This window comes from Mangrovibacter plantisponsor (assembly GCF_003182475.1).
In the GTDB taxonomy this organism is placed as follows: Bacteria; Pseudomonadota; Gammaproteobacteria; order Enterobacterales; family Enterobacteriaceae; genus Mangrovibacter; species Mangrovibacter plantisponsor.
The window spans coordinates 410580-434505 of sequence record NZ_QGTS01000003.1; the positions used below are offsets into that span (position 1 = coordinate 410580).

Genomic DNA, 23926 nt, shown 5'->3' on the forward strand with positions numbered 1-23926 from the left:
CCATGAGTCTGAATATTTTCTGGTTCCTGCCAACTCACGGTGATGGCCATTACCTTGCCAGTGACGAATCTGCGCGCGTTGTTGACCACGCATACCTGCAACAAATTGCTCAGGCTGCTGATCACCTTGGCTTTGGTGGAGTATTGATCCCGACAGGCCGCTCATGCGAAGACTCCTGGCTGGTAGCATCGTCACTCATTCCGGTCACCCGCAGGCTACGTTTCCTTGTTGCCCTGCGCCCCGGTGTGGTTTCGCCCACCCTTGCCGCGCGGCAGGCGGCCACCCTGGACAGGCTGTCCAATGGGCGTGCGTTATTTAACCTTGTTACCGGGGGGAATCCTGACGAACTGGCAGCAGAAGGCGTATTCCTTAACCATGCTGAACGCTATGAAGCCTCAGCGGAATTCACGCGGGTATGGCGGCGCTTATTGTCTGGTGAACAGGTAGATTTTGAAGGGAAGCATATCAAAGTTAAGGGGGCAAAACTGCTCTACCCGCCGGTACAGCAACCTTATCCGCCACTCTATTTTGGTGGTTCGTCTGATGCGGCACAGGATCTTGCCGCAGAACAGGTTGATCTCTACCTCACCTGGGGTGAACCACCAGAGCTGGTCAAAGAGAAGCTGGCACAGGTGCGTGAAAAAGCAGCAGCACTTGGCCGGACAGTACGTTTTGGAATTCGCTTACACGTCATTGTTCGTGAAACAAACGAAGAAGCCTGGCAGGCAGCCGATCGCCTTATTTCACGGCTTGATGATGAAACCCTTGCCAAAGCGCAGGAATCGCTCAACCGCTTTGACTCTGTTGGGCAAAGACGCATGGCGCAGTTACACAATGGGAAACGCGAAAACCTTGAGATAAGCCCAAATCTTTGGGCTGGTATTGGGCTGGTTCGCAGTGGTGCTGGAACGGCGCTGGTCGGTGACCCGCAAACAGTCGCACTACGTATAAAGGAATATGCCAGCCTGGGGATAGATACCTTTGTGCTTTCTGGTTATCCGCACCTTGAAGAAGCCTGGCGCGTTGGCGAGTTATTATTCCCACTACTGGATGTTGCCGTTCCTGAAACACCGGCGCAACGAAGGCTGTCTGCCCAGGGAGAAATTATCGGCAATGAATTTGTGCCACACAAAACAGCACAGGCCCAGAGGGATAACCGATGAAAAAAGTTACCCGGGCGATACAGCCCTGGTTAGTTCCCTTTGCGCTTGTTGCTCTGTGGCAAATCGCAGCACAAACCGGCTGGATATCCTCACGGATATTTCCTTCACCAGAAGCTGTAATCCGCGCGTTCTGGCGGCTCACTGTTGATGGGGAGTTATTTCACAACCTGAGTATCAGCACATGGCGAGCGCTGTTCGGTTTCACGATTGGTGGCTCTGTTGGGTTATTGCTCGGGATAATCACAGGGTTGTCGCCACTTGGCGAACGGCTGTTTGATACATCCATTCAGATGCTACGGAATATTCCCCATCTGGCACTGATCCCACTGGTAATACTGTGGTTTGGCATTGATGAAACAGCCAAAATTTTTCTGGTGGCGTTGGGCAGTCTGTTTCCGGTTTACCTGAATACATACCACGGGATTCGCAATATTGACCGCGGGTTATTGGAGATGGCACGCAGCTATGGTCTAAATGGATTTAGCCTGTTCTGGCAAGTGATACTGCCAGGCGCGCTTCCCGCCATTATGGTGGGAATACGCTTCTCATTGGGGCTGATGTGGCTGACATTGATTGTGGCAGAAACCATTTCTGCCAGTGCTGGCATTGGGTATCTGGCCATGAACGCACGCGAATTTTTGCAAACGGACGTGGTTGTCGTCGCCATTATTCTCTATGCACTGCTGGGAAAACTGGCAGACAGCATTGCACTATTTCTTGAGCATATCTGGCTGCGCTGGCACCCGGCTTTCCAGCCTGAAACAGGAGAAACCGCATGACTGACCTTAACTCTTCGCGGCCCGCGCGTTTGAATACCGGGCTTCCCCTGGTACTGGATGGTGTCAGCAAGCAGTACGGCACACGAACTATTCTGGACACCATTGATTTGCACATTCCTGCCGGGCAGTTTGTCGCTATTGTGGGCCGTAGCGGCTGCGGTAAAAGTACCCTGCTTCGCCTGCTTGCCGGGCTGGAAGCGGTATCTGGCGGCGAATTGCGTGCAGGAGGCATGCCACTGCGCCAGGCACAACAGGATATCAGGATGATGTTTCAGGAAGCTCGCCTGTTACCCTGGAAGAGTGTTCTCAATAATGTTGGGATCGGGCTTAAAGGCGACTGGCATGATACAGCGGGTAAAGCATTGAAAGCTGTGGGGCTGGAATCAAGAGGTACAGAATGGCCTTCTGCTCTCTCTGGGGGGCAAAAACAGCGTGTTGCACTGGCGCGAGCCCTCATCCACCAGCCTGGCCTGCTGTTACTGGATGAACCTCTGGGTGCACTGGATGCGTTAACCCGCATTGAAATGCAGGCACTTATCACGTCGTTATGGCAAAAACAGGGGTTCACTGTGTTGCTGGTTACACATGATGTGTCAGAAGCCGTCATGATGGCAGACCGGGTGTTATTGGTTGAAGAAGGCCGCATTGGGCTTGATTTAATGATTGATTTACCCCACCCACGGCGGCGGGGTTCGGCTAAACTGGCCGACCTTGAGGCCAGTGTGCTGGACCGGATTCTCATCCCCTCCAGCAACGATACATTTCCACGCACCTTATCAATGCCCTGATTACCGGCAGTTATTCAGAGGGCCCCCCCTCTGATTGCGTGTCGCCAAAAACAGGCTTCACACATGCCGTGCCCAAAGTAAACAATTGAGCACGGCATACCTCACAATAAAGTAAAGCAAGAAACGGGTTCTTCTCTGCCATCATATTTCAAAGTTAAGTTCACTGCCCGGCTCTGGAGCAAAAACGCTGGCCTTTACAGCTTCAGGCGTCAGTTCCTGATTGCACAACTGTATAAATTTCCAAATATAATCTCGCTGTAATTGCCCGCGTTTCAGGCCCAGCCATACCGTATTAGCTTCAAATAAATGTTCTGCATTCAGTTTAATCAGGCCATGATCCCGCTCCGGGTTGCAGGACATATCCGCCACAATCCCCACACCCAACCCCAATTCTACATAGGTTTTGATAACGTCAGAGTCTTGTGCGCTAATCACTATTTGTGGTGCCAGCCCGGCAGCCATAAATGCATTATCAATACGCGAGCGCCCTGTTATTCCCTGGCGGTAAGTTATCATTGGATGAGCATTTAGTGCACCCAGTGTGATAACGGGCTCCTGAGCCAGTACATGATTCTCCGGTACTAAAATAGCATGGTGCCAACGGTAATATGGGAATGCTGCCAGTGAGGGCGCGTTCATCAGCCGTTCAGTTGCAATACCAATATCTGCTTCACCAGACTCCAGCATCGAAACGATTTCTTCCGGAGTTCCCTGATTAAGGGCCAACTGTACGCCAGGGTAAAGTGCACGAAATTCTTTAATTACCGAAGGCAGGCTGTAACGCGCCTGAGTGTGAGTGGTCGCGATAACCAACTGCCCACTATCGTGACTGCTGAATATATTTGCCAGTTTGCGAATATGCCCGGCATCATTAAGAATGCGCCCGGCAATTGCCAGAAGCTCTTTACCCGGGTCAGTCATGTGCAATAAGCGCTTGCCTCGCCGGACAAATAACGCAATACCCAGTTCTTCCTCCAGTTCACGAATATGGCGGCTGACACCCGACTGCGAGGTATAGAGCCGGTTGGCAACCTCTGTCAGGTTGTAATTGCAGCGGGCCGCTTCACGAATAATACGTAGTTGTTGAAAATTCACTGGTTACCCTGCCGTAATTGCCTCGATTAAATCTATTGAGACAAATTAATGCAGGCCCAGCAAATACATAAACGCTTTATTTTATGCCGGAAATATATAAGCATGCGCTCGCGCGGAGCACATGGTTTTTCTTTCCTGTATTCTTGCTCTGCTTGCCAGTAAAGCATACTACTTCATGATTCCCTGCCAGCCAGACAATATAATGCTGGTGATATCGCCCCAATATCATTCAGCGCACAATACTTACCATTGCCACATCGCAGAAAGCACGTCATGATGTCCCTGCGTATTTCCCATACAAAACGCGAGGTTTTTATGGACAGAGTTCTCAGTGACGAATCAATTCTGCAGTTATTACATGACGATGCACCATGGGGTGACCTGACAACTTCATTATTGATTCCAGCAACAGCGTCTGCTCGTGTTGAATTCCGGGCTCGCTTCCCCATGACATTATGCGCAACAGAAGAATCTGCACGCATGTTCGAGTTAAAAGGCGCCTCACTGGATTTTTTGCAACCATCGGGTTCACAACTGGCTCCGGAAGACCCAATCCTCAGTGCATCCGGCAGTGCTCAAACGCTGCTTACGGTGTGGAAATCTGCTCAGGTTATAGTGGAATGGGCCAGTGGGATAGCCAGCGCCGCCAGAGCTATGGTGGATGGTGCTCAGGGTATTCCGGTTGCCTGTACGCGTAAACAAGTGCCCGGCACGAAAGCCCTTTCCATAAAAGCGGTACACGCTGGCGGTGCCGTAATGCACCGGCTTGGCGTATCAGAAAGTATTCTGGTGTTTGCCGAACACCGGCAGTTTTTTCACACCTGTTCCGGGAAGACGCTTTTTCAGCTTAAGCAGCGTGCGCCTGAGCACCGTGCAATTGTAGAAGTGCATGACATTGAAGATGCCATACACTGGGCGCAGTCGGGTGCCGAAATATTACAACTGGATAAATTCAGCCCGACAGATATTCGCCTGTGTAAAACACATATTGAGAAGGCCGGGCTGGCAACCCGTTTAGGAATTGCGGGTGGTGTTAATCCGGGCAACATCCACGAATTCGTTGCAGCAGGTGCCGATTTCATCGTTACGTCATGGCCCTACTATGCCAGCCCCAAAGATGTGCAGGTTAATTTTATCGCCCAATAACCGGATAAATTAACTTGTTGTTTTTATGCATAAATTCAGAGCATGTACAAAGCGTTACATACCGATACCTTTGACTCACGGAAAACCAGTATTCGGGTACTTATAGTAAGTATCACCCCACTTTCGGGGAGAATGAAGTTACTGAGGGTTCTGAGATGAATAAAGTTCTGGCACTGGTTGTTGCTGCCGCTATGGGTATTTCTTCCGCCGCTTTTGCTGCTGAAACGACAGCGGCACCCGCAACCCCTGCTGCCACAACTGCGGCAGCGCCTGTTGCAACGGCATCCCACACAAAAGTGATGCATAAAAAACATAAAAAAGCCGAAACTGTGCAAAAAGCGCAGGCCGCCAAAAAACACCACAAAAAAGTGGTGAAGAAACACGAAGCCACTGCACCAGTGGCACAGAAAGCTCAGGCGGCTCAAAAGCACCACAAGAAAGTTGTGAAAAAGCACGAAGCCACTAAACCAGCAGTAAAACCTGCTGCCTGATTCTGCATTTCCTGCCATTTTTATCTACTCACACCCGGTTTACACCGGGTGTTTTTTGGAGGTACTGGATGTTGAGCCGCTACAGGTTTGAAATCATCCTCACCTGCCTGGTTATCTGCGCAGTCATTACGGCCTGCCTTTATATTTTTTAACCGCCTTGCGCTATTGATTTTTAATCATTAAATATCAATCAATTACATTACCTGCAATTTGTACATACCGTTACATACCGATACCAATCACATACTGAAGCGCCGTTATTTCCCTCGTATAGTTGCTTTCAACGGCCCCGCAGTGGGGTTTAACACTGAAATAATTCGAGGATTTCGCAATGAATAAAGTTCTGGCGCTGGTTGTTGCCGCTGCTATGGGTCTCTCTTCTGCTGCTTTCGCTGCTGAAACTACTGCTGCGCCTGCAGCTGCTGCAGCTACTCCTGCTGTTGCTACTGCTCCGGCAGCAACTGCTCACCACAAAAAAGTAACCCATAAAAAACATAAAAAAGCTGCTACTGAGCAAAAAGCTCAGGCTGCCAAAAAACACCACAAAAAAGTAGTTAAAAAACACGAAGACGCTAAACCGGCTGCCCAGAAAGCCCAGGCTGCTAAAAAACACCATAAAAAAGTAGTTAAAAAACATGAAGCCGCTAAACCGGCTGCTCAGCCTGCTGCATAATTGATACTGCAGCACTTTAAGGCAAACACCCGGTTATCCGGGTGTTTTTTTGTCTTTTTTACGGCAAAGACACACAGAAAAACAAACCACACACCATCACATTCCTTAATCTTATTTATCTGGTCATTTAACAGGGTAGTTTGCTGATTTTATTCCTTCTTCTTTATAGCCTGTTATAGTTATCTGACTGGAACTGAATCATCCACCGTGACGCCTTTAGAGAGTGTTATGCGCAAAGCTCCTGTTATTCTGCTGGGAATACTGTTTCTGCTACCTGCATGGGTTCATGCAGATGATGAGGATCTCAGCCCTAAGGAAATCAAGACATTATTTTTTGGTAAAGATAACCGGGTTGCTGTCAGTAACCCACAGGACGCCCCCTGGGCCGCAATTGGGCAATTAGAAACAGCCAGTGGAAACTTATGTACCGCCACACTGATTGCCGACAATATTGCTTTGACTGCCGGCCACTGTTTGCTGATGCCCCCTCATGGCAAGCGTGATAAAGCAGTTGCACTGCGTTTTATCTCTTCCAAAGGTGCCTGGCGTTATGAGATTCATGACATTGAAGGCCGTGTCGACAGCGCGCTGGGCCATAAGCTCAAGCCTGATGGCGATGGCTGGATAGTGCCACCTTCTGCTGCTGCAGATGACATCGGTATTGTTATTCTGCGCAATCCCCCCTCCGGGATTACGCCACTGCCATTATTTGACGGTGACCGCCAGGCACTGATTGATGCGCTCAAACAAACAGGCCGCAAAGTTACACAGTCAGGTTATCCACTTGACCACCTTGACCGGCTCTATACCGACAGTGATTGTTTAATCACCGGCTGGGCGCAACGTTCAGTTTTATCCCATCAATGCGATACCTTACCAGGCGACAGTGGTTCTCCCATACTTCTTAAAAGAGATAATCAGTGGGATATCATTGGGGTACAAAGTTCTGCTCCGGCACCAAAAGATCGCTATCGGGCAGATAACCGCGCCATTGCAGTTACCGGGTTTCGGGAAACAATTGAGAAACTGACAGCCGGGTTACATTAATCCGCTTTTATGCCAGGTAGCCAAGCGTTGCAACATTACGCCCGGCACGCCCGGCGCACTAATACGCGCGCCGGGGGCAACATTATTTGAATGGCGGTTGGTGTTGCAACACCAAGTCAATCACATCCAGTGCACCACTTTGGTTATTTGATGCAGTCTGGTATGCAGCAGTATCTTTGACGGCTTGTGCGGCGTTAGCCATAGCAAATGAAAAACCTGCGTAGTGCAGCATTTCCACATCATTGGCACTGTCACCCACAGCCACCAGGTTTTCTGGTGACACTTCCCAGCGCTTCAATAACCGGCGCAATCCACTGGCTTTATGGGAGCCGGGAATTATCAGGTCAACAAAACCATAACCGCTGGTAACCGGGTGGATTACACCATCCAGTGCATGGTTCAGTTGGCTTACCAGCTCCGGAATATGTTTATCATCAAGGTTGAGTGAATATTTGAAGATGATGTCATCAATCTGGTAGACGTCGGCCACAGGCTGCAGGCGGTGATAATGTTTTTTCATCAGCGCGATAAACGCCTCACTGGCTCCCTGCTGGTACCAGGCACTATTGAGCCCACACGTTACATAATTGATCCCCTCAAACCCCGCGAGTACGTCGGCAATTTTGCGGGTATCATCTTTACTCAGTTCTCCGTGATGAACTTGTTCACCCTGGTCATAAATAAGAGCGCCATTCTCAGCTACAAAGGCGATTTTGTCTTTGATTTCCGGGAAAAAAGAAATGAGTTGGTAATACTGGTTACCACTGGCGACGACGAAGCGAATCCCCTGCTCACCCATAGCCAGGTACTGGCGCATAAATCTTTCTTTGTCATATGTTTTTTGATCAGTAAGAAAGGTGCCATCCATATCTACTGCAATAACCTTTACGTTCATACCACCTCAATATCCGTACCCAACAGCTTAAAATAGTTAACGGCTTCGTTTTGCATGCCGTTCCCACGTGTCTTCTTTGGCTGCCTGCGATTTACGCAAAGCAACATAACAAGCGCCACTGCCCCCCTGGTTGTCTGCCGCACGGCAAAAAGCCTGCACACACTCAAACTCAGTGAGCCAGCGCGCCAGAAAACTACGAATAACGTTAGCATGAGAGCGGTCTTCTCGACCTTTCCCATGAATAATTAATAAGTTACGCAGCCCGGCACGCTCAGCCTGAACAATGAACTCAAACACTTGCTGGCGGCATTGTGCCACCGGCAGGCGCAACAGATTAAGGCTTGCCTGTTGTTGATATTTCCCGTTACGAAGCTTTTCAACCACACCTTGCTGAACCCCTTCTCGTTGATAATGCAGCGGTTCGCTCAGCGGGATAACATCAAGAAAGCCGGTTGTAAGGAAGTTTTCATCTTCCTGGTAGTATACACGTTTATCAAAACCTGGCTTTTTGGCAGGTTGCTGCTGTGTATGCTGGTTTGATTTGAGTGGTTTGACATCAGACATGGCGTCAAGAAAAAAGGCTTTGTCGTCAGGGTTCATTACCAGTTCTCCACCATCAGACCCGTTCCAGCTTAATACTATACCTTAAATCACAGGGCTTGCGGCAAAGCAGGCAGTTCTTCGGGCAAATTGCAGGCAACCCCCTGCTATCTTCTGAGTACAATAGTGGCATCCAATAACCTGTTCACCGCTACAACTTAGTTTTATGCCATAAGAAATAGTTGCGCCTGTTATTTATTACCGTTCATTTATGACATCAGCTTCCTTTTATTCTACTGAATAGTTAAGTGAGGCTTAAATAATGGTGATATTCATACAAACAAAAGGAATAACTCGGTTTTATTTACATCCAAAGTAATTAACCACACTAACAAAGCGGGTTTTAAAGAGCATTCAGCAAATTTCGTGAAATCAGTCACTGCATACAACAGGAAAAATTTAGGTTTGTGCTATAAAATTAATTTTGTGCAGATAAAGGAGCACTGTTAAATACAAAACGGACAATAGCTTGCTGTGTGAAATTGAGGGCCTGATTGATGTCGTCAGGCTCTTTTTTTATGAAAAATTCATAACACAATAAATTTATGTGATTGAATAACAAACATAAAATAAGAGATAATTCGGGCGTGAAAAATTGACCAAATGATAGAAAATCGATTATTGATGATGTCTTTCCACCGGTATATCGTTCGAAAAAAGTTATTATCAGGTGAAGTTAATGAGAATGATTTACAGAGAAAATATATCTTATCTGCACTTGTTATTTTCAATACTTTGGTTTAAATGCCTGGTTTACTCATCACACTATGTGTTTTTTTCAGCTATTAGGGACAACATTGTCTCACATATCGTCTAAAAATTTTCCTAAAGTTAAATTTCATTCAAACCGGGATGCAGCTCATTTTTTAACCATACCAAATTATGAATCAGACAGCCGCTGGTAATTTAAGTTAAGTGTGTTATGAGTCAGGGGCATTATTTCCCATGCTACCATGCTGAACCTGACGCTGCGCACCACTAAACACTCCGGCTAACAGCCATGCAAAGCAGCACGGTTAACCGCCTGTTTTGATGGTATACAGGTGGCATTTTGTGCGTTTTTACACAAGCCATATCAAGAAGTTCCGAAACTCTTTTATGTATATCAAGAAGATGCTGAGTCCGTTTTGCCAGAGCTGTTTCATTCTTAATGACCAGGCGTTTCGTCACACTGTACCTTCCCGCCAAAAAGATGTTAAAATTGACCAAAATCAATTATGGCCTGAGCAAACCTATGATCCCAGAAAAGCGAATTATACGACGCATACAATCGGGCGGATGTGCAATCCACTGCCAGGATTGTAGTATCAGTCAGTTGTGTATCCCGTTCACATTAAACGAACATGAGCTTGATCAACTGGATAATATCATTGAGCGTAAGAAGCCTATCCAGAAAGGCCAGACACTGTTCAAAGCGGGTGATGAGCTGAAATCGCTCTATGCTATTCGTTCCGGGACAATTAAAAGCTACACCATAACTGAGCAAGGTGATGAACAGATTACTGGCTTCCATTTAGCGGGTGACCTTGTTGGTTTTGATGCGATTGGCGCAGGGCATCACCCGAGCTTTGCTCAGGCTCTGGAAACGTCGATGGTTTGCGAAATTCCATTTGAAACTCTGGACGACCTGTCCGGCAAGATGCCTAATCTTCGTCAACAAATGATGCGTCTGATGAGTGGCGAAATCAAAGGCGACCAGGACATGATCCTGCTTCTTTCCAAAAAGAATGCCGAAGAGCGCCTTGCTGCATTCATCTATAACTTGTCGCGCCGTTTCGCTCAACGCGGTTTCTCCCCACGTGAATTTCGTCTGACAATGACCCGTGGTGATATCGGTAACTATTTAGGTCTGACCGTTGAAACCATTAGCCGCTTATTAGGCCGCTTTCAGAAAAGCGGAATGCTGGCCGTGAAAGGCAAATATATTACTATCGAAAACAGTGACGATTTAGCTGTGCTGGCTGGTCAGTCTAAAAGCGTTGCATAATCCTTCCAAAACTGTCGGATTGTTAAATTTTACTGATTTATTGATCCGGCAGACTTTTTCCCCTGTTTCATTCCCTGCTTATAGGTTACTCTTGATTTAAGCTGTAATTACAGTTTGTTGTAAGGAGACCCTTGTATGGCAAAGTTTCATAACATGCTGGTAGCTATCGACCCAAATCAGGATGATCAACCTGCATTACGGCGTGCCGTGTATCTGCACCAAAGGATTGGCGGTACCATTAAAGCATTCTTACCGATTTATGACTTTTCTTATGAGATGACAACGTTGTTGTCCCCGGATGAACGGACAGCAATGCGTAAAGGGGTGATTGCGCAACGGAGCGCATGGATTCGGGAACAGGCGCAATATTATCTTGAAGCTGGCATTCCTATTGATATTAAAGTGGTGTGGCATAACCGCCCTTATGAAGCCATTATCCAGGAAGTACTGGCCTGTGGGCACGATTTAGTTCTGAAGATGGCACACCAGCACGACAAACTGGAGTCTGTAATTTTTACCCCAACAGACTGGCACTTGTTACGTAAATGCCCTTGCCCTCTGTGGATGGTAAAAGATCAGGAATGGCCCATCAACGGTAAAGCACTGGTTGCAGTAAACCTGTCCAGTGAAGAGCCTTATCACAGTGCGCTCAATGAGAAACTGGTACGTGAAACCATAAGCCTGGCTGAACAGGTTGACCATACCGAAGTCCATCTGGTCAGTGCCTATCCTTCCACACCGATTAATATCGCTATCGAATTACCCGACTTTGACCCCAGCATTTATAACGATGCAATCCGCGGGCAGCACTTGCTGGCAATGAAAGCTTTGCGCCAACAATATGGTATTCCGGAAAACCTTACCCATGTTGAGAAAGGCCTGCCGGAAGAAGTTATCCCGGATTTAGCCACTCACCTTGAAGCAGGGATTGTGGTATTGGGCACTGTAGGGCGTACCGGGCTTTCAGCAGCATTCTTGGGTAATACAGCGGAACAGGTTATTGACCATCTGCGCTGCGATTTGCTGGCATTAAAGCCCGATGACTACCAGTCACCTGTGTTGCCAGAAGACAGTGTTGATGCCTCATAAACAACAAGGTTTGATTTCACTAAAAACCCGGCTTACCAGTGCCGGGTTTTTTATTACCTGCCGAATAGTTAAAACAAAAAACCCCGGTTGCCAGTGGTGGCTCCCGGGGTTGTGGTTAGCAACTATTCAGTTACAGTGATTTAAGAATGGCATCCACGCTGGCTTTGGCGTCGCCAAACAGCATTTGCGTATTCTCTTTAAAGAACAGAGGGTTCTGCACCCCGGCATAACCGGTATTCATAGAGCGTTTGAATACCACCACGTTTTGCGCTTTCCACACTTCAAGTACTGGCATACCCGCGATAGGGCTTTTCGGGTCATCCTGCGCAGCCGGGTTTACCGTGTCGTTAGCGCCAATAACCAGTACAGTATCGGTGTCGGCGAAATCATCATTGATTTCATCCATTTCCAGCACGATGTCATAAGGTACTTTGGCTTCAGCCAGCAGAACGTTCATATGCCCAGGTAAACGCCCGGCAACCGGGTGAATACCGAAACGTACTTTTACACCACGGGCACGCAATTTTTCGGTGATTTCCGCAACCGGGTATTGTGCCTGAGCAACGGCCATACCATAGCCCGGAGTGATAATTACCGAGGTAGAATTTTTCAGCATTTCAGCTGTTTCTTCCGCGCTAATTTCACGATGTTCACCGGTAACTTCTTCACCACCTGATGCACCATCAGTACCAAAGCCACCAGCAATAACACTGATGAACGAACGGTTCATTGCCTTACACATAATGTACGACAGAATCGCCCCCGACGAACCAACCAGCGCACCAGTAACAATCAGCAAATCGTTACTTAACATAAAGCCTGCAGCTGCAGCAGCCCAACCCGAATAGGAGTTCAGCATTGAAACCACAACCGGCATATCAGCACCACCAATGGAGGCAACCAGATGCCAGCCAAAGGCCAGTGCAATCACTGTCATTATCAACAATGCAAAGACCTGAGTCCCTACGCTGCCGGTGCGCACAAAAATAATCAGTAACAGGAATGATACAACCAGAGCGGCCAGGTTCAGTTTATGCCGGTGAGGCAGCATCAATGGTTTTGATGAAATTTTACCGCGCAGTTTACCAAACGCGACGACAGACCCGGTAAAAGTCACCGCACCAATAAAGATCCCAAGGAAAACTTCCGTTAAGTGGATGTTTTCCATCACGGCTTCCATACCAGGAGCATGGTCAAGATAGCTGTTGAAACCAACCAGCACCGCCGCAAGACCAACAAAGCTGTGCAGAATCGCCACCAGTTCAGGCATTTCTGTCATTTCAACTTTACGGGCGAGATGGATACCAACCCCACCACCAATCACCATGGCTACCAGTATCCATACGACATTACTGGTATCCGGCCCAAAAATGGTTGCTACCAGTGCAATAGCCATCCCTGCGACGCCAAACACGTTGCCCTGTTTTGATGTCTCATGGCGGGAAAGCCCGGCAAGACTGAAAATAAACAGGATCGCGGCAACAATGTATGCAGCAGTAACTAATCCTCCAGACATTTGTTACCCCTTAATTTTTACGAAACATTTTCAGCATACGCTGAGTAACGGTGAAACCACCGAAGATGTTAATACTGGCAATTAATACCGCGATAAAGCTGAGGAAACTGACCCAGCCGCCATGGCCTATCTGCAACAGAGCCCCTACAACAATAATCCCGGAAATAGCATTGGTGACTGACATCAGCGGGGTGTGCAAAGCATGGCTCACATTCCAGACCACGTAGTACCCCACAACACACGCCAGCGCGAATACCGTAAAGTGACCAAGGAATTCTTTCGGTGCCACGGTAGATAACCAGCCGAACAGGATTATCACCAGAGCGAGGAACGCATATTTCCGCCATGGAGATGCGGCTTTTTCTGGTGCTGCGGGTGCTGCGGCTTTCGGCTGTGCTGCCTGTGCCTGTGGTTGTGCTGAAACCTGAATAGGCGGTGCAGGCCAGGTAACTTCACCTTCGCGTACGACAGTAACCCCACGCACCACAACATCTTCAAAATCAATGGTGACGATGCCGTCTTTTTCTTTACACAGCAGTTTCATCAGGTTGACGAGGTTAGTACCGTACAACTGAGATGATTGAGTTGGCAGACGGCCCGGTAAATCGGTATAGCCGATGATTTTGACACCATTCGGCGTAACAAAAACTTCGCCCGGCACGGTGTATTCGCAGTTACCGCCATTTTGTGCTGCAAGGTCAACCACCACGCTACCGGGTTGCATGCTGTCAACCATTTCACGGGTAATCAGTTTCGGTGCAGGCTTGCCCGGAATCAGCGCGGTAGTAACAATGATGTCGACTTCCTGAGCCTGAGCCGAAAACAAAGCCATCTCCGCCTTAATAAAGGCTTCCGACATAACTTTTGCGTAGCCATCACCGCTGCCCGCTTCTTCTTCGAAATCCAGCTCAAGGAACTCAGCGCCCATACTTTGCACTTGTTCTTTCACTTCCGGCCGGGTATCAAAGGCACGTACGATTGCCCCAAGACTGTTGGCGGCGCCAATCGCGGCTAAACCAGCCACCCCGGCACCGATGACCATCACTTTTGCTGGCGGCACTTTCCCGGCGGCGGTAATTTGCCCGGTAAAAAAGCGGCCAAACTCATGTGCAGCTTCAACAATCGCACGGTAACCGGCGATATTAGCCATTGAGCTCAATGCATCCAGCGCCTGTGCACGAGAAATACGTGGCACGGCATCCATCGCCATTACATTGATATTGCGCGCGCTTAGCATGGCCATTAAGTCAGGATTCTGGGCAGGCCAGATAAAACTCACCAACGTTGCGCCATCGCGCATTTGCGTAATTTCGCCCTGCTCTGGCGCATTTACTTTAAAAACCACATCAGCCTGCCAGGCTTGAGCGGTATCCACAATTTCCGCACCAGCCTGGACATAAGCAGCGTCATCAAAGCTGGCGAGTTTTCCGGCGTCATGTTCAATGACAACATCGAACCCCAGTTTACGCAGCTGTTCCACCGTTTTCGGCGTTGCGGCAACCCGGGTTTCACCGTTGAGGCGTTCGAGAGGTACACCAATACGCATAGTTTTCCCTTCCATCGATTCTCGTGATGGTTTTAATGAAAATGAGAAAAAAGACGCACAACAGGCACATTTACCCACTGGCGACTTTTTAATCTGCAAGAAAATCCTGTTGTAACAATGTTTCTATAACCTACTGAAAATAACGCCTGTGATCTATATCTCAGGTCTTACATTTCTCATCGGAACAGTGAAAGTGTAGTCAGGTGCACATCCAGGTAATATTTTTTACTTATATTTTAAAAAAAAGTGAGATATTCAGCCACAAAAGCCAGTTAAAACACGATCCGATTTTTGACGTACTGGCAACAATTAACATTACTTTAACTTATAAAAGTGGTAAGTATTAACGAATATACTGATAAAGCGGCTGTTTTTACCAGATATCGCAAAATAATATTGCTTCACGGCACAGGAAACGCATTTACCGGCAAAATTGGCGAAGACAGTAAGGCTTTTCAATGTAATAATCGGCCTGTACACAACAGTATTATAAGGCTGTAATCAGTACTTTTTATGCGCAAGGCGAAGGATTAACTATGAATTTTAAGTACACCCTGCTGGCGTCCACTCTCTTTTCTGTGGTGGCAGTATCGGCTCATGCCGCAACTGAACTGACACCAGAAAAAGCAGCTGCATTAAAACCCTATGACCGTATCGTAATTACTGGTCGTTATAACTCTATTGGCGATGCAGTTGCCGCCGTGTCCAAAAAAGCGGACAGCATGGGTGCAGCATCATTTTATATTGTTGACTCACATGATTATGGTAACAGTGGTAACTCTCGCGTTACCGCTGATATCTACCATGCCGATGCCCAGGAAGCAGAAAAACCCAAAAATCGCATCATCGAAGGTGTGATGGAATTGCCGAAAGACCAGGCTATCGCACTTGAGCCTTTCGACACGGTTACTGTTCAGGGGTTCTACCGTTCGCAGCCGGACGTAAACGCCGCTATTGCGAAAGCAGCCAAAGAGAAAGGCGCCGCATCTTTTTATATTGTTCGCCAAATGGACACCAACCAGGGCGGCAACCAGATGATCACTGCTTTTATCTATAAAGCAGATGCGAAGAAACGTGTTCTGCAGAGCCCGAATGCTATTCCGGCTGATTCTGAGACAGGCCGCAAACTGCTGGCTGAAGGCGGTGAAGCTGCGAAGAAGGTTGAAATTCCAGGTGTGGCCTCTTCCGGTATGCTGAGCAGTGATGTTGGTCGGTTCTTCGAGACTCAGTCTTCGAAAGGCGGCCGTTACACTGTCACTCTGCCAGACGGTACAAAAATTGAAGAGTTGAATAAAATCACCGCAGCCCAGATGGTTCCGTTCGACAGCATCAAATTTACTGGCCACTACGCCAGCATGACTGATGTTTCTTACAATGTTGCCAAACGCGCTGCAAAAGCAGGTGCCAAATACTACCACATTACCCGCCAGTGGCAGGAACGTGGCGGCAATATGACTATCAGCGCTGATTTGTACAAATAACACCCACCTCATCCGCTGTTATGTCACAGGAAAGTAGCCAGTTTTCTGGCTACTTTTTTTGTTTTACAGCACTGATTATGCCAGTCTGGCCTCCTTTCTGTACTGCACATCACAAGTCTGCTTGTTTTTTTGCCATTCAGCGTTTTTTCTGGTTTAAGTCATTGCATGCAGTTTTCACAGCCCGTAAAATCCCGCGCCTTAGTAAAACTCACCATTTTTATGCGCCTTAACGAAATAATTATTCTGGTTGGCGCATCTACTGACAGGTTGTTAATGGAAAAAAAACTTGGCCTTGCGGCCCTGACAGCGCTGGTCTTAAGCTCTATGCTCGGCGCTGGCGTGTTTAGCCTGCCGCAAAATATGGCTGCCGTTGCCAGCCCTGCGGCATTACTGATTGGCTGGGCAATAACCGGCGCAGGGATCCTGCTTCTGGCTGGCGCAATGTTGCTGCTGACACGCCTTCGCCCGGACCTGGATGGTGGTATATTTACCTACGCACGGGAAGGTTTTGGCGAGCTGATTGGCTTTTGCTCCGCCTGGGGATACTGGCTGTGTGCCGTTATTGCCAATGTTTCCTACCTGGTTATTGTTTTCTCCGCACTGAGTTTTTTCACCGACAGTCCTGACCATACCATTTTTGGCGATGGTAACACCTGGCAGGCAATTGTTGGTGCATCCTGCCTGTTATGGATTGTTCATGCTCTTGTCCTGCGCGGGGTACAGACTGCAGCAGGAATTAACCTGGTCGCCACGCTGGCTAAATTATTACCGCTGGGTTTATTTATTGTCCTCGCAGCCCTTGCGTTTGAGTTTTCGCGCTTTGATCTCGACTTTACCGGTTTTGCACTCGGTGTTCCGGTATGGGAGCAAGTCAAAGGCACCATGCTCATCACCCTGTGGGTATTTATTGGTGTGGAAGGTGCGGTGGTTGTCTCTGCCCGGGCCCGCCATAAAAAAGATGTTGGCCGTGCTACCATACTGGCAGTCATTGCGGCATTAGTGGTTTATTTATTCGTCACATTGCTCTCTTTAGGTGTTGTCAGCCGCCCGGAACTGGCAGCCATGCGAAATCCGTCTATGGCAGGCATTATGGTCGAAATGATGGGGGCGTGGGGGGAAGTGATTATTGCCGCGGGCCTGATTGTTTCTGTATGCGGCGCTTACCTGAGCTGGACTATTATGGCTGCAGAAGTCCCCTTGCTGGCTGCCACTCATAAAGCATTTCCGCGCATTTTTACTCACCAAAACAAAAACAATGCTCCTGCTGCTTCATTGTGGTTAACCAATATCAGTGTTCAGGCTTGCCTGGTGCTTATCTGGCTGACTGGTGCTGATTACAACGCATTGTTAAACATTGCCTCCGAAATGATTCTGGTACCTTATTTGTTAGTTGGTGCCTTTCTGGTCAAAATGGCGCGTTCCCCCATACACCGAATTATTGGCTATGGTGCCTGCGTGTATGGCATTTGGTTACTGTATGCTTCCGGGCTGATGCATTTATTGTTGTCCGTGGTATTGTACGCTCCCGGTATAATCGTATTTCTTTATGCCCGCCGGACGCATCAGGATAATGCCCAACTTCGGTGGCTGGAAAAAGCAGGTATCAGCCTGATTCTGTTAGCTGCCTTCCCTGCGACATGGATGCTGGTAAGCTAACTGCATAACATAACGAAAAGGTGACGCAATGAGCCAGGTTCAACCCATAGTGATAACGGGCGGCGCACGCCGTATTGGCCTGGCTCTTACGCAACATTTCGTTTCACTCGGGCAACCGATTATCATCAGTTACCGTACCCGCTACCCGGTGATCAGTGAGCTGGAACAGGCTGGTGTTTGCTGTATAGCCGCTGATTTTTCCACCGATGAAGGTGTGCTGGATTTTGCCCGCCAAATTAAGGAACAGAGCCCTGCTGGTTTACGTGCCATTATTCATAATGCCAGCCAGTGGATTGCGGAAGGCGGAGCAACCAGTGATGCAGATGTCATGGCAGCCATGCTGCAAATTCATGTACGCACACCCTACCTGTTAAACCAGCAACTGGCTGGTATCACAGGAACAGACGAACCTGCCAGTGGCGATATTGTACATTTCACCGATTATGTTGTTGAACGTGGTAGTGATAAACATATTGCTTACGCGGCAAGTAAAGCGGCGCTCGATAACTTAACGCGTTCATTCGCAATAAAATTAGCGCCACGCATTAAAGTGAATGCCATTGCCCCTTCTCTCATCATGTTCAACCCCCAGGACGACGACCAGTATCGCCAAAAAGCGCTGGACAAATCATTAATGAAAATCGCCCCCGGGGAACAGGAAATTATTCATCTGGTAGATTACTTGCTGAGCAGCAAGTATGCTACCGGACGCACCTTCGCGGTTGATGGTGGGCGGCATTTACGCTAACTGTTTTCGCACGTTCAGCAGGACAATTAACACCACCTATTATGACTAAAATCGTTTTTGTTGAAGATGACCCGGAAGTTGGGTCATTAATTGCCGCTTGGTTAGGCAAGCACGACATAGATGTCATTATTGAAACCCGGGGAGACCAGGCGGAAGCGGTTATTGCCAGGGAAAACCCTGACCTGGTTCTTCTGGATATAATGCTACCGGGCAAAGACGGTATGTCATTATGCCGCGACCTGCGCCCAAAATGGGAAGGCCCGATAGTTTTACTTACCTCGCTTGATAGTGATATGAACCATATTTTGTCACTTGAAATGGGGGCCAGCGATTATATCCTTAAAACAACCCCACCGGCTGTGTTACTGGCTCGTTTACGCCTGCATTTACGCCAGAATGCAGGTGCCCGGCAAAATGTGTCGCAAGTGGCTTCAGCGTCTGTCCCCCGTCCTCAGCAGGCCATCCATTTTGGTACATTCTGCATTGATCCTCTGAATCGGCAGGTCACTCTTGGTAAAGAGACTATTTTGCTCTCAACAGCGGATTTTGAACTGCTATGGGAACTTGCCAGCCACGCCGGGCAAATCATGGACAGGGATATGTTACTGAAAAATCTGCGCGGTGTGAGTTACGATGGTTTGGATCGCAGTGTCGATGTGGCTATTTCCCGGTTACGAAAAAAACTACACGACAGTGCAACAGAACCTTATCGCATTAAAACCATCCGCAACAAAGGCTACCTGTTTGCTCCCCACGCGTGGGAAACCTCCCGGTAAGGCCAGTTTTCAGCAAAAAAAAGAGGGCCGGCGACATCAACACGGCCCTGAGAAGTATCACTACGCTATGGTTATCAACATAAGGTGAATCACTATCAACACTTTCGGTGTGAAGAGTGGCTGATAGTGCTGCACCCTTGCGTACTGAGGTTATCGGCAGGCAGTGAAGTTTCCTTAACGAAAATTTCTCTTTTTTTTTATGGTCCAACCAGATACTTATTCTGGCATTATTCTCCCCTTCGGCAATCTGACGTGGCATTCTCCTTAGCACCATCCTGCAGGTATTTCGTCGCCGGAGACACGATTCAGAGTATACTTTGCATCGCCATCTCTGAGCCGTCGACGGCAGTAAATGCGGCTTATTCCATGTGCGTACCTTACGGTGGACTATGAAGAAACTTTTTATTCAGTTCTATTTACTGTTGTTTGTCTGCTTTCTGCTGATGGCAATGCTGGTTGGGCTGGTTTATAAATTCACTGCAGAACGTGCCGGGCGGCAGTCCCTTGACGACCTGATGAAAAGCTCGCTTTACCTGATGCGCAGTGAATTGCGCGAGATCCCCCCGCGAGACTGGAATAAGACGCTAAATGATCTGGATTTCAATCTGTCCTTCAAGTTACATATTGAACCGTTGAACAATTTCCATCTGGACGCTGCAACCCAGCAGCGCCTGAAAGAAGGTGATATTGTGGCGCTGGACCAGGAATATACTTTTTTACAGCGTATTCCCCGCAGCCACTACGCACTGGTTGTAGGCCCGGTTCCTTATCTGTTCTTCCTCCACCAAATGCGCCTGTTGGATGTCGCGCTGATGGCGTTTATCGCCATATCGCTGGCCGTTCCTGTGTTTATCTGGATGCGCCCTCACTGGAAAGATATGTTGAAACTGGAGTCAGCCGCCCAACGTTTTGGTGACGGTCACCTTGATGAGCGCATTCACTTTGACAGCGGCTCCAGCTTTGAAAGGCTGGGAGTTGCATTTAACCAAATGGCCGACAACGTCAACACACTGATTTCCAGCAAAAAACAACTCATTGATGGTATCGCCCATGAATTACGCACCCCGCTGGTACGCTTACGTTACCGGTTGGAAATGAGTGACAGGCTGTCAGAAGAAGAATCGCAGGCATTAAACCGGGATGTCAGCCAGTTGGAAGGATTGATTGAAGAATTACTGACCTATGCCCGGCTGGACCGTCCACAAACGGTACTGAACCTGACAGAAATAGACTTACCCCTCTGGCTTGAAGAACGCATTGATGATGTGCGTTTTATTCACCCCGAGCGCGAACTGGCTTTGGATATTCCCCAACAGGCGCTCACATGCAAGGTTGACCTGCGTCTTATGGAACGTGTGCTGGACAACCTGGTAAATAATGCCTTGCGTTACAGTGAAAAACAACTCCATGTCGCGTTAGTCGTCTTCGGTGACCAGGCAACATTATCTGTGGATGACGATGGGCCAGGTATACCTGAAGCGGAACGTACCCGGGTATTCGAACCCTTTGTTCGCCTCGACCCAAGCAGAGACAGAGCCACTGGTGGCTGTGGGCTGGGGCTGGCCATTGTGCACTCTATTGCAACCGCTATGAATGGTGAAGCCAGCGTGCAAAAGAGCCCGCTGGGTGGCGCCCGCCTGAGTTTTAGCTGGCCGCTGCAACGCTCCTGACACTTACTATCCGGCCCTGCCAGGCCTGTTAAACCAGGCTCCCTGGCTAATGCCAGGCGTTTGTGCCAAACTATGAGCATGTTGTAACTAAAATGATACTCTGGTTAACCATCATGCAGGTACTGATATGGCACAACATGATTGCACTCAGGCACTCAAAAAAACATTCAGTCATATTGAACACCAGACAGCACAGCTTACCAGAGTGCTGGCTGAATGCCGCTTACTTGCCGCGCGTACATTTGCTCTGCCGGAACGCCTGAAAGGTACAGAGCAGGATGACATCGATGAAATCGCGGTGACAGCTCTTGTCGGCCAGGCGGCACGCACCCGCGCGTTGCAGCATTTCCGCCATTTCTTTATCCAACAGCAGTCTGCAAAGCAGAGCAGCAAAGCCGCGGTGCGCCTGCCGGGTGCGTTGTGTGTTGCCGTTGACAGCAGCCAACACACTGAACTCAGCTCACTAATTGGCGATATTAACCAGCATAAACAGGCGCTAAAAACCCTCATCACACAAACCGTTAACTTACCGCCAACAGCCCGTTTTGAGTGGGTACACCAACACCTGCCGGGACTAATTACCCTGAATGCATGGCGCCAGATTACACAGCCTGAAAATCCCTCCTCAATTAATTTTGGTTGGGCAAATAAGCAGATTATTAAAAACCTCACCCGTGATGAAGTGCTGGTAATACTGGAAAAGAGCCTGAAGGCAAAACGCGCAGTTCCCCCCTGGACACAGGAACAATGGTATGCCCATGTGTCACGCGAGTATCAGGATGTAGCTTCATTACCCGAGCGGGTAAGGCTCAAGATCCGCCGCCCGGTGAAAGTACAACCCATTGCCCGGGTATGGTATGCAGGGCAGCGCAGGCAACAACAGCTCGCCTGCTCTTCACCTTTATTAGTTCTTTGCCAGGAACATACTGCTGTGCCAGACATTGGCGAACTGTTGAATTATGAAGCCGCCAGTATTACCTGGCGGCATAAACCCTCAGCACAACAAGGCACACTACTGATCCCACGCCTGCATTTGTGGCTGATGGACGACTGACGTTCACATTATCTGTGCCTGTCAGCCCGGAGCCTGGCCGGTCATTGCTTCCGGGCGCACCCACTCGTCAAATTCAGCTTCCGTGAGATAGCCGCTTGCCAGTGCCGCTTCTTTCAGTGTGGTGCCTTCATGGTGGGCTTTTTTGGCGATCATCGATGCTTTGTCATACCCAATGTGGGTATTTAACGCCGTCACCAGCATCAACGATGCATTGAGTTGCTGAGTAATGCGTGCCTGATTAGGCTCAATACCATTGGCGCAATGCTCAGTGAAGCTTGTCATGCCATCGGCCAGCAAACGAACAGACTGCAAAATATTATGGATAATCATTGGCCGGTAGACATTCAGTTCAAAGTTACCTGAAGCGCCGCCCATTACCACCGCAACATCATTTCCCATTACCTGGCAGCACAACATAGTCAGGGCTTCACACTGTGTCGGGTTAACTTTACCCGGCATAATCGAACTGCCGGGTTCATTTTCCGGAATGGTAATTTCACCAATGCCGCAACGTGGGCCGGAAGCGAGCCAGCGGACATCATTCGCAATCTTCATCAGGGATGCCGCGAGGGCCTTAAGCGCGCCATGAACACGCACCAGCGGGTCACAGGTTGCCAGCGCCGCAAATTTATTGGCTGCACTTTTAAACGGCACTCCGGTCAATTGTGCCAGCACAGCTGCAACGCCGGTGGCATAACCTGGCGGGCAATTCAACCCGGTTCCCACAGCGGTTCCCCCTAAAGCCAAAGGATATAATTGCGGTAGTGTTGCTTCGATGTAAGCTTGTTGATCTCCCAGCATGCTGTACCAGCCGCTAATTTCCTGCCCCAGAGTCAGTGGTGTGGCGTCCTGAAGGTGGGTGCGACCGATTTTCACCACCTGCATAAAAGCGGCAGATTTTTCTTCAAGGCACTCTGTGAGACGGGCCAGAGCAGGCAATAAATCACGCTGTATCGCCAGTGCCGCCGCCACATGCATCGCTCCGGGGAATACATCGTTGGAGCTTTGGCTTTTATTCACATCATCATTCGGGTGAATTAACCTGTTATTACCCCGTTCGCCACCCAATAACTCGCTGGCCCGGTTAGCCAGCACTTCATTCATGTTCATATTGGTTTGCGTACCCGAACCGGTCTGCCAGATGGCTAACGGGAACTCATTCTGGTGCTTCCCCGTAAGTACCTCATCTGCCGCGGCAATAATGGCGTGGCCTTTTACCTTATCCAGAATACCCAAATCCATGTTGACGGTGGCCGCCGCCCGTTTGGTTAATGCCAGCGCGTGAATCAATATGCCGGGCATTTTTTCTGTTGATATCCGAAAGTGCACCAGTGAACGTTGGGTCTGCGCGCCCCATAAGCGTTGCGCATCTACGGCGATATCGCCCATTGAGTCATGTTCCATCCTGCTTTCAGCCATGTTTCCTCCCGCATGAAAAAAGTCTTCTCTGCAAAGATAGTCAATTCATACCCGGCTGGAGTTATAAACAGCAAGATGAGCACAGATTGGGAAATAAGATTGTGACAGTGTCACTTATAACGCAGGATTCAGAACAGAGAGAGACAGACTGCATAACGCAGTCTGTCATCAGGAGTTACTTGGTTATTGCACAGTTATCGCATCGCCCAGAAATCTGCTGGAAGAAGTCGTTACCTTTGTCGTCCACCAGGATAAACGCCGGGAAATCTTCCACTTCGATTTTCCAGATAGCTTCCATACCCAGTTC

23 protein-coding genes are annotated in these 23926 nt (G+C 48.7%); 16 read left to right on the forward strand and 7 right to left on the reverse strand.

Annotated elements, in window-relative coordinates; genetic code table 11:
* Positions 1–2: 2 nt before the first annotated feature.
* The 3 genes from ssuD to ssuB are packed head-to-tail and all read left to right on the forward strand — an operon-like array spanning position 3 to position 2730.
* Positions 3–1163 carry an FMNH2-dependent alkanesulfonate monooxygenase gene (ssuD, locus tag DES37_RS06725; RefSeq protein WP_036113521.1) on the forward strand — a complete coding sequence of 387 codons (1161 nt, stop codon included), beginning with the start codon at positions 3–5 and terminating at the stop codon, positions 1161–1163.
* On the forward strand, positions 1160–1942 hold the full coding sequence (ssuC, locus tag DES37_RS06730) for an aliphatic sulfonate ABC transporter permease SsuC (protein WP_110025300.1): 783 nt from the start codon (positions 1160–1162) through the stop codon (positions 1940–1942). The genes ssuD and ssuC overlap by 4 nt, the downstream gene beginning before the upstream one ends.
* On the forward strand, positions 1939–2730 hold the full coding sequence (ssuB, locus tag DES37_RS06735; RefSeq protein WP_110025301.1) for an aliphatic sulfonates ABC transporter ATP-binding protein: 792 nt from the start codon (positions 1939–1941) through the stop codon (positions 2728–2730). Before ssuC ends, ssuB begins: the two co-directional genes overlap by 4 nt.
* Before the next feature lie 141 nt (positions 2731–2871).
* On the opposite strand, the gene cbl is transcribed toward ssuB, so the two are convergent.
* Entirely contained in the window at positions 2872–3825 is a 954-nt protein-coding gene (cbl, locus tag DES37_RS06740) for an HTH-type transcriptional regulator Cbl (RefSeq protein WP_110025302.1), read from the reverse strand.
* Positions 3826–4140: 315 nt separating this feature from the next.
* Here cbl and modD point away from each other — a divergent pair, with 315 nt between their 5' ends.
* The 5 genes from modD to DES37_RS06760 all read left to right on the forward strand — a co-directional run bounded on the left by modD (position 4141) and on the right by DES37_RS06760 (position 7182).
* Positions 4141–4971, forward strand: coding sequence for a ModD protein (modD, locus tag DES37_RS06745; protein WP_110025326.1), 831 nt, complete (start codon positions 4141–4143; stop codon positions 4969–4971).
* 155 nt (positions 4972–5126) lie between these two features.
* Complete coding sequence (asr, locus tag DES37_RS06750; RefSeq protein ID WP_036113541.1) at positions 5127–5462, forward strand: acid resistance repetitive basic protein Asr; 336 nt, start codon at positions 5127–5129, stop codon at positions 5460–5462.
* A 68-nt stretch (positions 5463–5530) separates the two neighbouring features.
* Positions 5531–5614, forward strand: coding sequence for a small membrane protein YdgU (ydgU, locus tag DES37_RS26235; protein WP_462677333.1), 84 nt, complete (start codon positions 5531–5533; stop codon positions 5612–5614).
* A gap of 179 nt (positions 5615–5793) precedes the next feature.
* Positions 5794–6135 carry an acid resistance repetitive basic protein Asr gene (gene asr, locus DES37_RS06755; protein ID WP_036113543.1) on the forward strand — a complete coding sequence of 114 codons (342 nt, stop codon included), beginning with the start codon at positions 5794–5796 and terminating at the stop codon, positions 6133–6135.
* Between the two features lie 228 nt (positions 6136–6363).
* Positions 6364–7182: a trypsin-like serine peptidase gene (locus DES37_RS06760; RefSeq protein ID WP_110025303.1), complete on the forward strand. Its 819-nt coding sequence runs from the start codon at positions 6364–6366 to the stop codon at positions 7180–7182.
* 82 nt (positions 7183–7264) lie between these two features.
* On the opposite strand, the gene DES37_RS06765 is transcribed toward DES37_RS06760, so the two are convergent.
* Both DES37_RS06765 and smrA read right to left on the reverse strand, forming a co-directional pair.
* Positions 7265–8077 (reverse strand): Cof-type HAD-IIB family hydrolase, encoded by an 813-nt coding sequence (locus DES37_RS06765; protein WP_110025304.1) that lies wholly within the window; start codon positions 8075–8077, stop codon positions 7265–7267.
* Between the two features lie 36 nt (positions 8078–8113).
* Positions 8114–8677 carry a DNA endonuclease SmrA gene (gene smrA, locus DES37_RS06770; RefSeq protein ID WP_110025305.1) on the reverse strand — a complete coding sequence of 188 codons (564 nt, stop codon included), beginning with the start codon at positions 8675–8677 and terminating at the stop codon, positions 8114–8116.
* A gap of 1234 nt (positions 8678–9911) precedes the next feature.
* On the opposite strand from smrA, the gene fnr reads away from it, so the two are divergent.
* Together fnr and uspE are read left to right on the forward strand one after the other, a co-directional pair.
* Positions 9912–10664: a fumarate/nitrate reduction transcriptional regulator Fnr gene (gene fnr, locus DES37_RS06775; RefSeq protein WP_146211498.1), complete on the forward strand. Its 753-nt coding sequence runs from the start codon at positions 9912–9914 to the stop codon at positions 10662–10664.
* Between the two features lie 135 nt (positions 10665–10799).
* Positions 10800–11753, forward strand: coding sequence for a universal stress protein UspE (gene uspE, locus DES37_RS06780; protein ID WP_036113558.1), 954 nt, complete (start codon positions 10800–10802; stop codon positions 11751–11753).
* A 130-nt stretch (positions 11754–11883) separates the two neighbouring features.
* Here uspE and pntB read toward each other — a convergent pair whose 3' ends face one another.
* Both pntB and pntA read right to left on the reverse strand, forming a co-directional pair.
* The gene (pntB, locus tag DES37_RS06785; RefSeq protein ID WP_036113561.1) at positions 11884–13269 is read right to left on the reverse strand and encodes a Re/Si-specific NAD(P)(+) transhydrogenase subunit beta; all 1386 of its coding nucleotides are present in this window, start codon (positions 13267–13269) and stop codon (positions 11884–11886) included.
* A gap of 10 nt (positions 13270–13279) precedes the next feature.
* Positions 13280–14815 (reverse strand): Re/Si-specific NAD(P)(+) transhydrogenase subunit alpha, encoded by a 1536-nt coding sequence (pntA, locus tag DES37_RS06790; RefSeq protein ID WP_036113579.1) that lies wholly within the window; start codon positions 14813–14815, stop codon positions 13280–13282.
* 536 nt (positions 14816–15351) lie between these two features.
* On the opposite strand from pntA, the gene ydgH reads away from it, so the two are divergent.
* The 6 genes from ydgH to tus all read left to right on the forward strand — a co-directional run bounded on the left by ydgH (position 15352) and on the right by tus (position 22200).
* On the forward strand, positions 15352–16296 hold the full coding sequence (gene ydgH / locus DES37_RS06795; RefSeq protein WP_036113582.1) for a DUF1471 family protein YdgH: 945 nt from the start codon (positions 15352–15354) through the stop codon (positions 16294–16296).
* A gap of 273 nt (positions 16297–16569) precedes the next feature.
* The gene (locus DES37_RS06800; protein ID WP_110025327.1) at positions 16570–17952 is read left to right on the forward strand and encodes an amino acid permease; all 1383 of its coding nucleotides are present in this window, start codon (positions 16570–16572) and stop codon (positions 17950–17952) included.
* A 28-nt stretch (positions 17953–17980) separates the two neighbouring features.
* Entirely contained in the window at positions 17981–18700 is a 720-nt protein-coding gene (gene folM, locus DES37_RS06805) for a dihydromonapterin reductase (protein WP_110025306.1), read from the forward strand.
* 41 nt (positions 18701–18741) lie between these two features.
* Positions 18742–19476 (forward strand): two-component system response regulator RstA, encoded by a 735-nt coding sequence (gene rstA, locus DES37_RS06810; protein WP_036113588.1) that lies wholly within the window; start codon positions 18742–18744, stop codon positions 19474–19476.
* Between the two features lie 389 nt (positions 19477–19865).
* Positions 19866–21146, forward strand: coding sequence for a two-component system sensor histidine kinase RstB (gene rstB / locus DES37_RS06815; RefSeq protein ID WP_110025307.1), 1281 nt, complete (start codon positions 19866–19868; stop codon positions 21144–21146).
* Between the two features lie 127 nt (positions 21147–21273).
* Complete coding sequence (tus, locus tag DES37_RS06820) at positions 21274–22200, forward strand: DNA replication terminus site-binding protein (RefSeq protein WP_110025308.1); 927 nt, start codon at positions 21274–21276, stop codon at positions 22198–22200.
* Positions 22201–22221: 21 nt separating this feature from the next.
* On the opposite strand, the gene fumC is transcribed toward tus, so the two are convergent.
* Entirely contained in the window at positions 22222–23619 is a 1398-nt protein-coding gene (gene fumC, locus DES37_RS06825; RefSeq protein ID WP_110025309.1) for a class II fumarate hydratase, read from the reverse strand.
* 175 nt (positions 23620–23794) lie between these two features.
* Positions 23795–23926, reverse strand: a 132-nt coding sequence (locus DES37_RS06830) for a fumarate hydratase C-terminal domain-containing protein (RefSeq protein WP_146211497.1), incomplete at its 5' end; no start/stop codon positions are given.

What these genes read in the sequence shown, in the direction of transcription:
- ssuD (WP_036113521.1), top strand. Translation starts at nt 3, where the DNA reads ATGAGTCTGAATATTTTCTGGTTCCTGCCAACTCACGGTGATGGCCAT.
- ssuC (WP_110025300.1), top strand. Translation starts at nt 1,160, where the DNA reads ATGAAAAAAGTTACCCGGGCGATACAGCCCTGGTTAGTTCCCTTTGCG.
- ssuB (WP_110025301.1), top strand. Translation starts at nt 1,939, where the DNA reads ATGACTGACCTTAACTCTTCGCGGCCCGCGCGTTTGAATACCGGGCTT.
- modD (WP_110025326.1), top strand. Translation starts at nt 4,141, where the DNA reads ATGGACAGAGTTCTCAGTGACGAATCAATTCTGCAGTTATTACATGAC.
- asr (WP_036113541.1), top strand. Translation starts at nt 5,127, where the DNA reads ATGAATAAAGTTCTGGCACTGGTTGTTGCTGCCGCTATGGGTATTTCT.
- ydgU (WP_462677333.1), top strand. Translation starts at nt 5,531, where the DNA reads ATGTTGAGCCGCTACAGGTTTGAAATCATCCTCACCTGCCTGGTTATC.
- asr (WP_036113543.1), top strand. Translation starts at nt 5,794, where the DNA reads ATGAATAAAGTTCTGGCGCTGGTTGTTGCCGCTGCTATGGGTCTCTCT.
- DES37_RS06760 (WP_110025303.1), top strand. Translation starts at nt 6,364, where the DNA reads ATGCGCAAAGCTCCTGTTATTCTGCTGGGAATACTGTTTCTGCTACCT.
- DES37_RS06765 (WP_110025304.1), bottom strand. Translation starts at nt 8,077, where the DNA reads ATGAACGTAAAGGTTATTGCAGTAGATATGGATGGCACCTTTCTTACT.
- smrA (WP_110025305.1), bottom strand. Translation starts at nt 8,677, where the DNA reads ATGAACCCTGACGACAAAGCCTTTTTTCTTGACGCCATGTCTGATGTC.
- fnr (WP_146211498.1), top strand. Translation starts at nt 9,912, where the DNA reads ATGATCCCAGAAAAGCGAATTATACGACGCATACAATCGGGCGGATGT.
- uspE (WP_036113558.1), top strand. Translation starts at nt 10,800, where the DNA reads ATGGCAAAGTTTCATAACATGCTGGTAGCTATCGACCCAAATCAGGAT.
- pntB (WP_036113561.1), bottom strand. Translation starts at nt 13,269, where the DNA reads ATGTCTGGAGGATTAGTTACTGCTGCATACATTGTTGCCGCGATCCTG.
- pntA (WP_036113579.1), bottom strand. Translation starts at nt 14,815, where the DNA reads ATGCGTATTGGTGTACCTCTCGAACGCCTCAACGGTGAAACCCGGGTT.
- ydgH (WP_036113582.1), top strand. Translation starts at nt 15,352, where the DNA reads ATGAATTTTAAGTACACCCTGCTGGCGTCCACTCTCTTTTCTGTGGTG.
- DES37_RS06800 (WP_110025327.1), top strand. Translation starts at nt 16,570, where the DNA reads ATGGAAAAAAAACTTGGCCTTGCGGCCCTGACAGCGCTGGTCTTAAGC.
- folM (WP_110025306.1), top strand. Translation starts at nt 17,981, where the DNA reads ATGAGCCAGGTTCAACCCATAGTGATAACGGGCGGCGCACGCCGTATT.
- rstA (WP_036113588.1), top strand. Translation starts at nt 18,742, where the DNA reads ATGACTAAAATCGTTTTTGTTGAAGATGACCCGGAAGTTGGGTCATTA.
- rstB (WP_110025307.1), top strand. Translation starts at nt 19,866, where the DNA reads ATGAAGAAACTTTTTATTCAGTTCTATTTACTGTTGTTTGTCTGCTTT.
- tus (WP_110025308.1), top strand. Translation starts at nt 21,274, where the DNA reads ATGGCACAACATGATTGCACTCAGGCACTCAAAAAAACATTCAGTCAT.
- fumC (WP_110025309.1), bottom strand. Translation starts at nt 23,619, where the DNA reads ATGGCTGAAAGCAGGATGGAACATGACTCAATGGGCGATATCGCCGTA.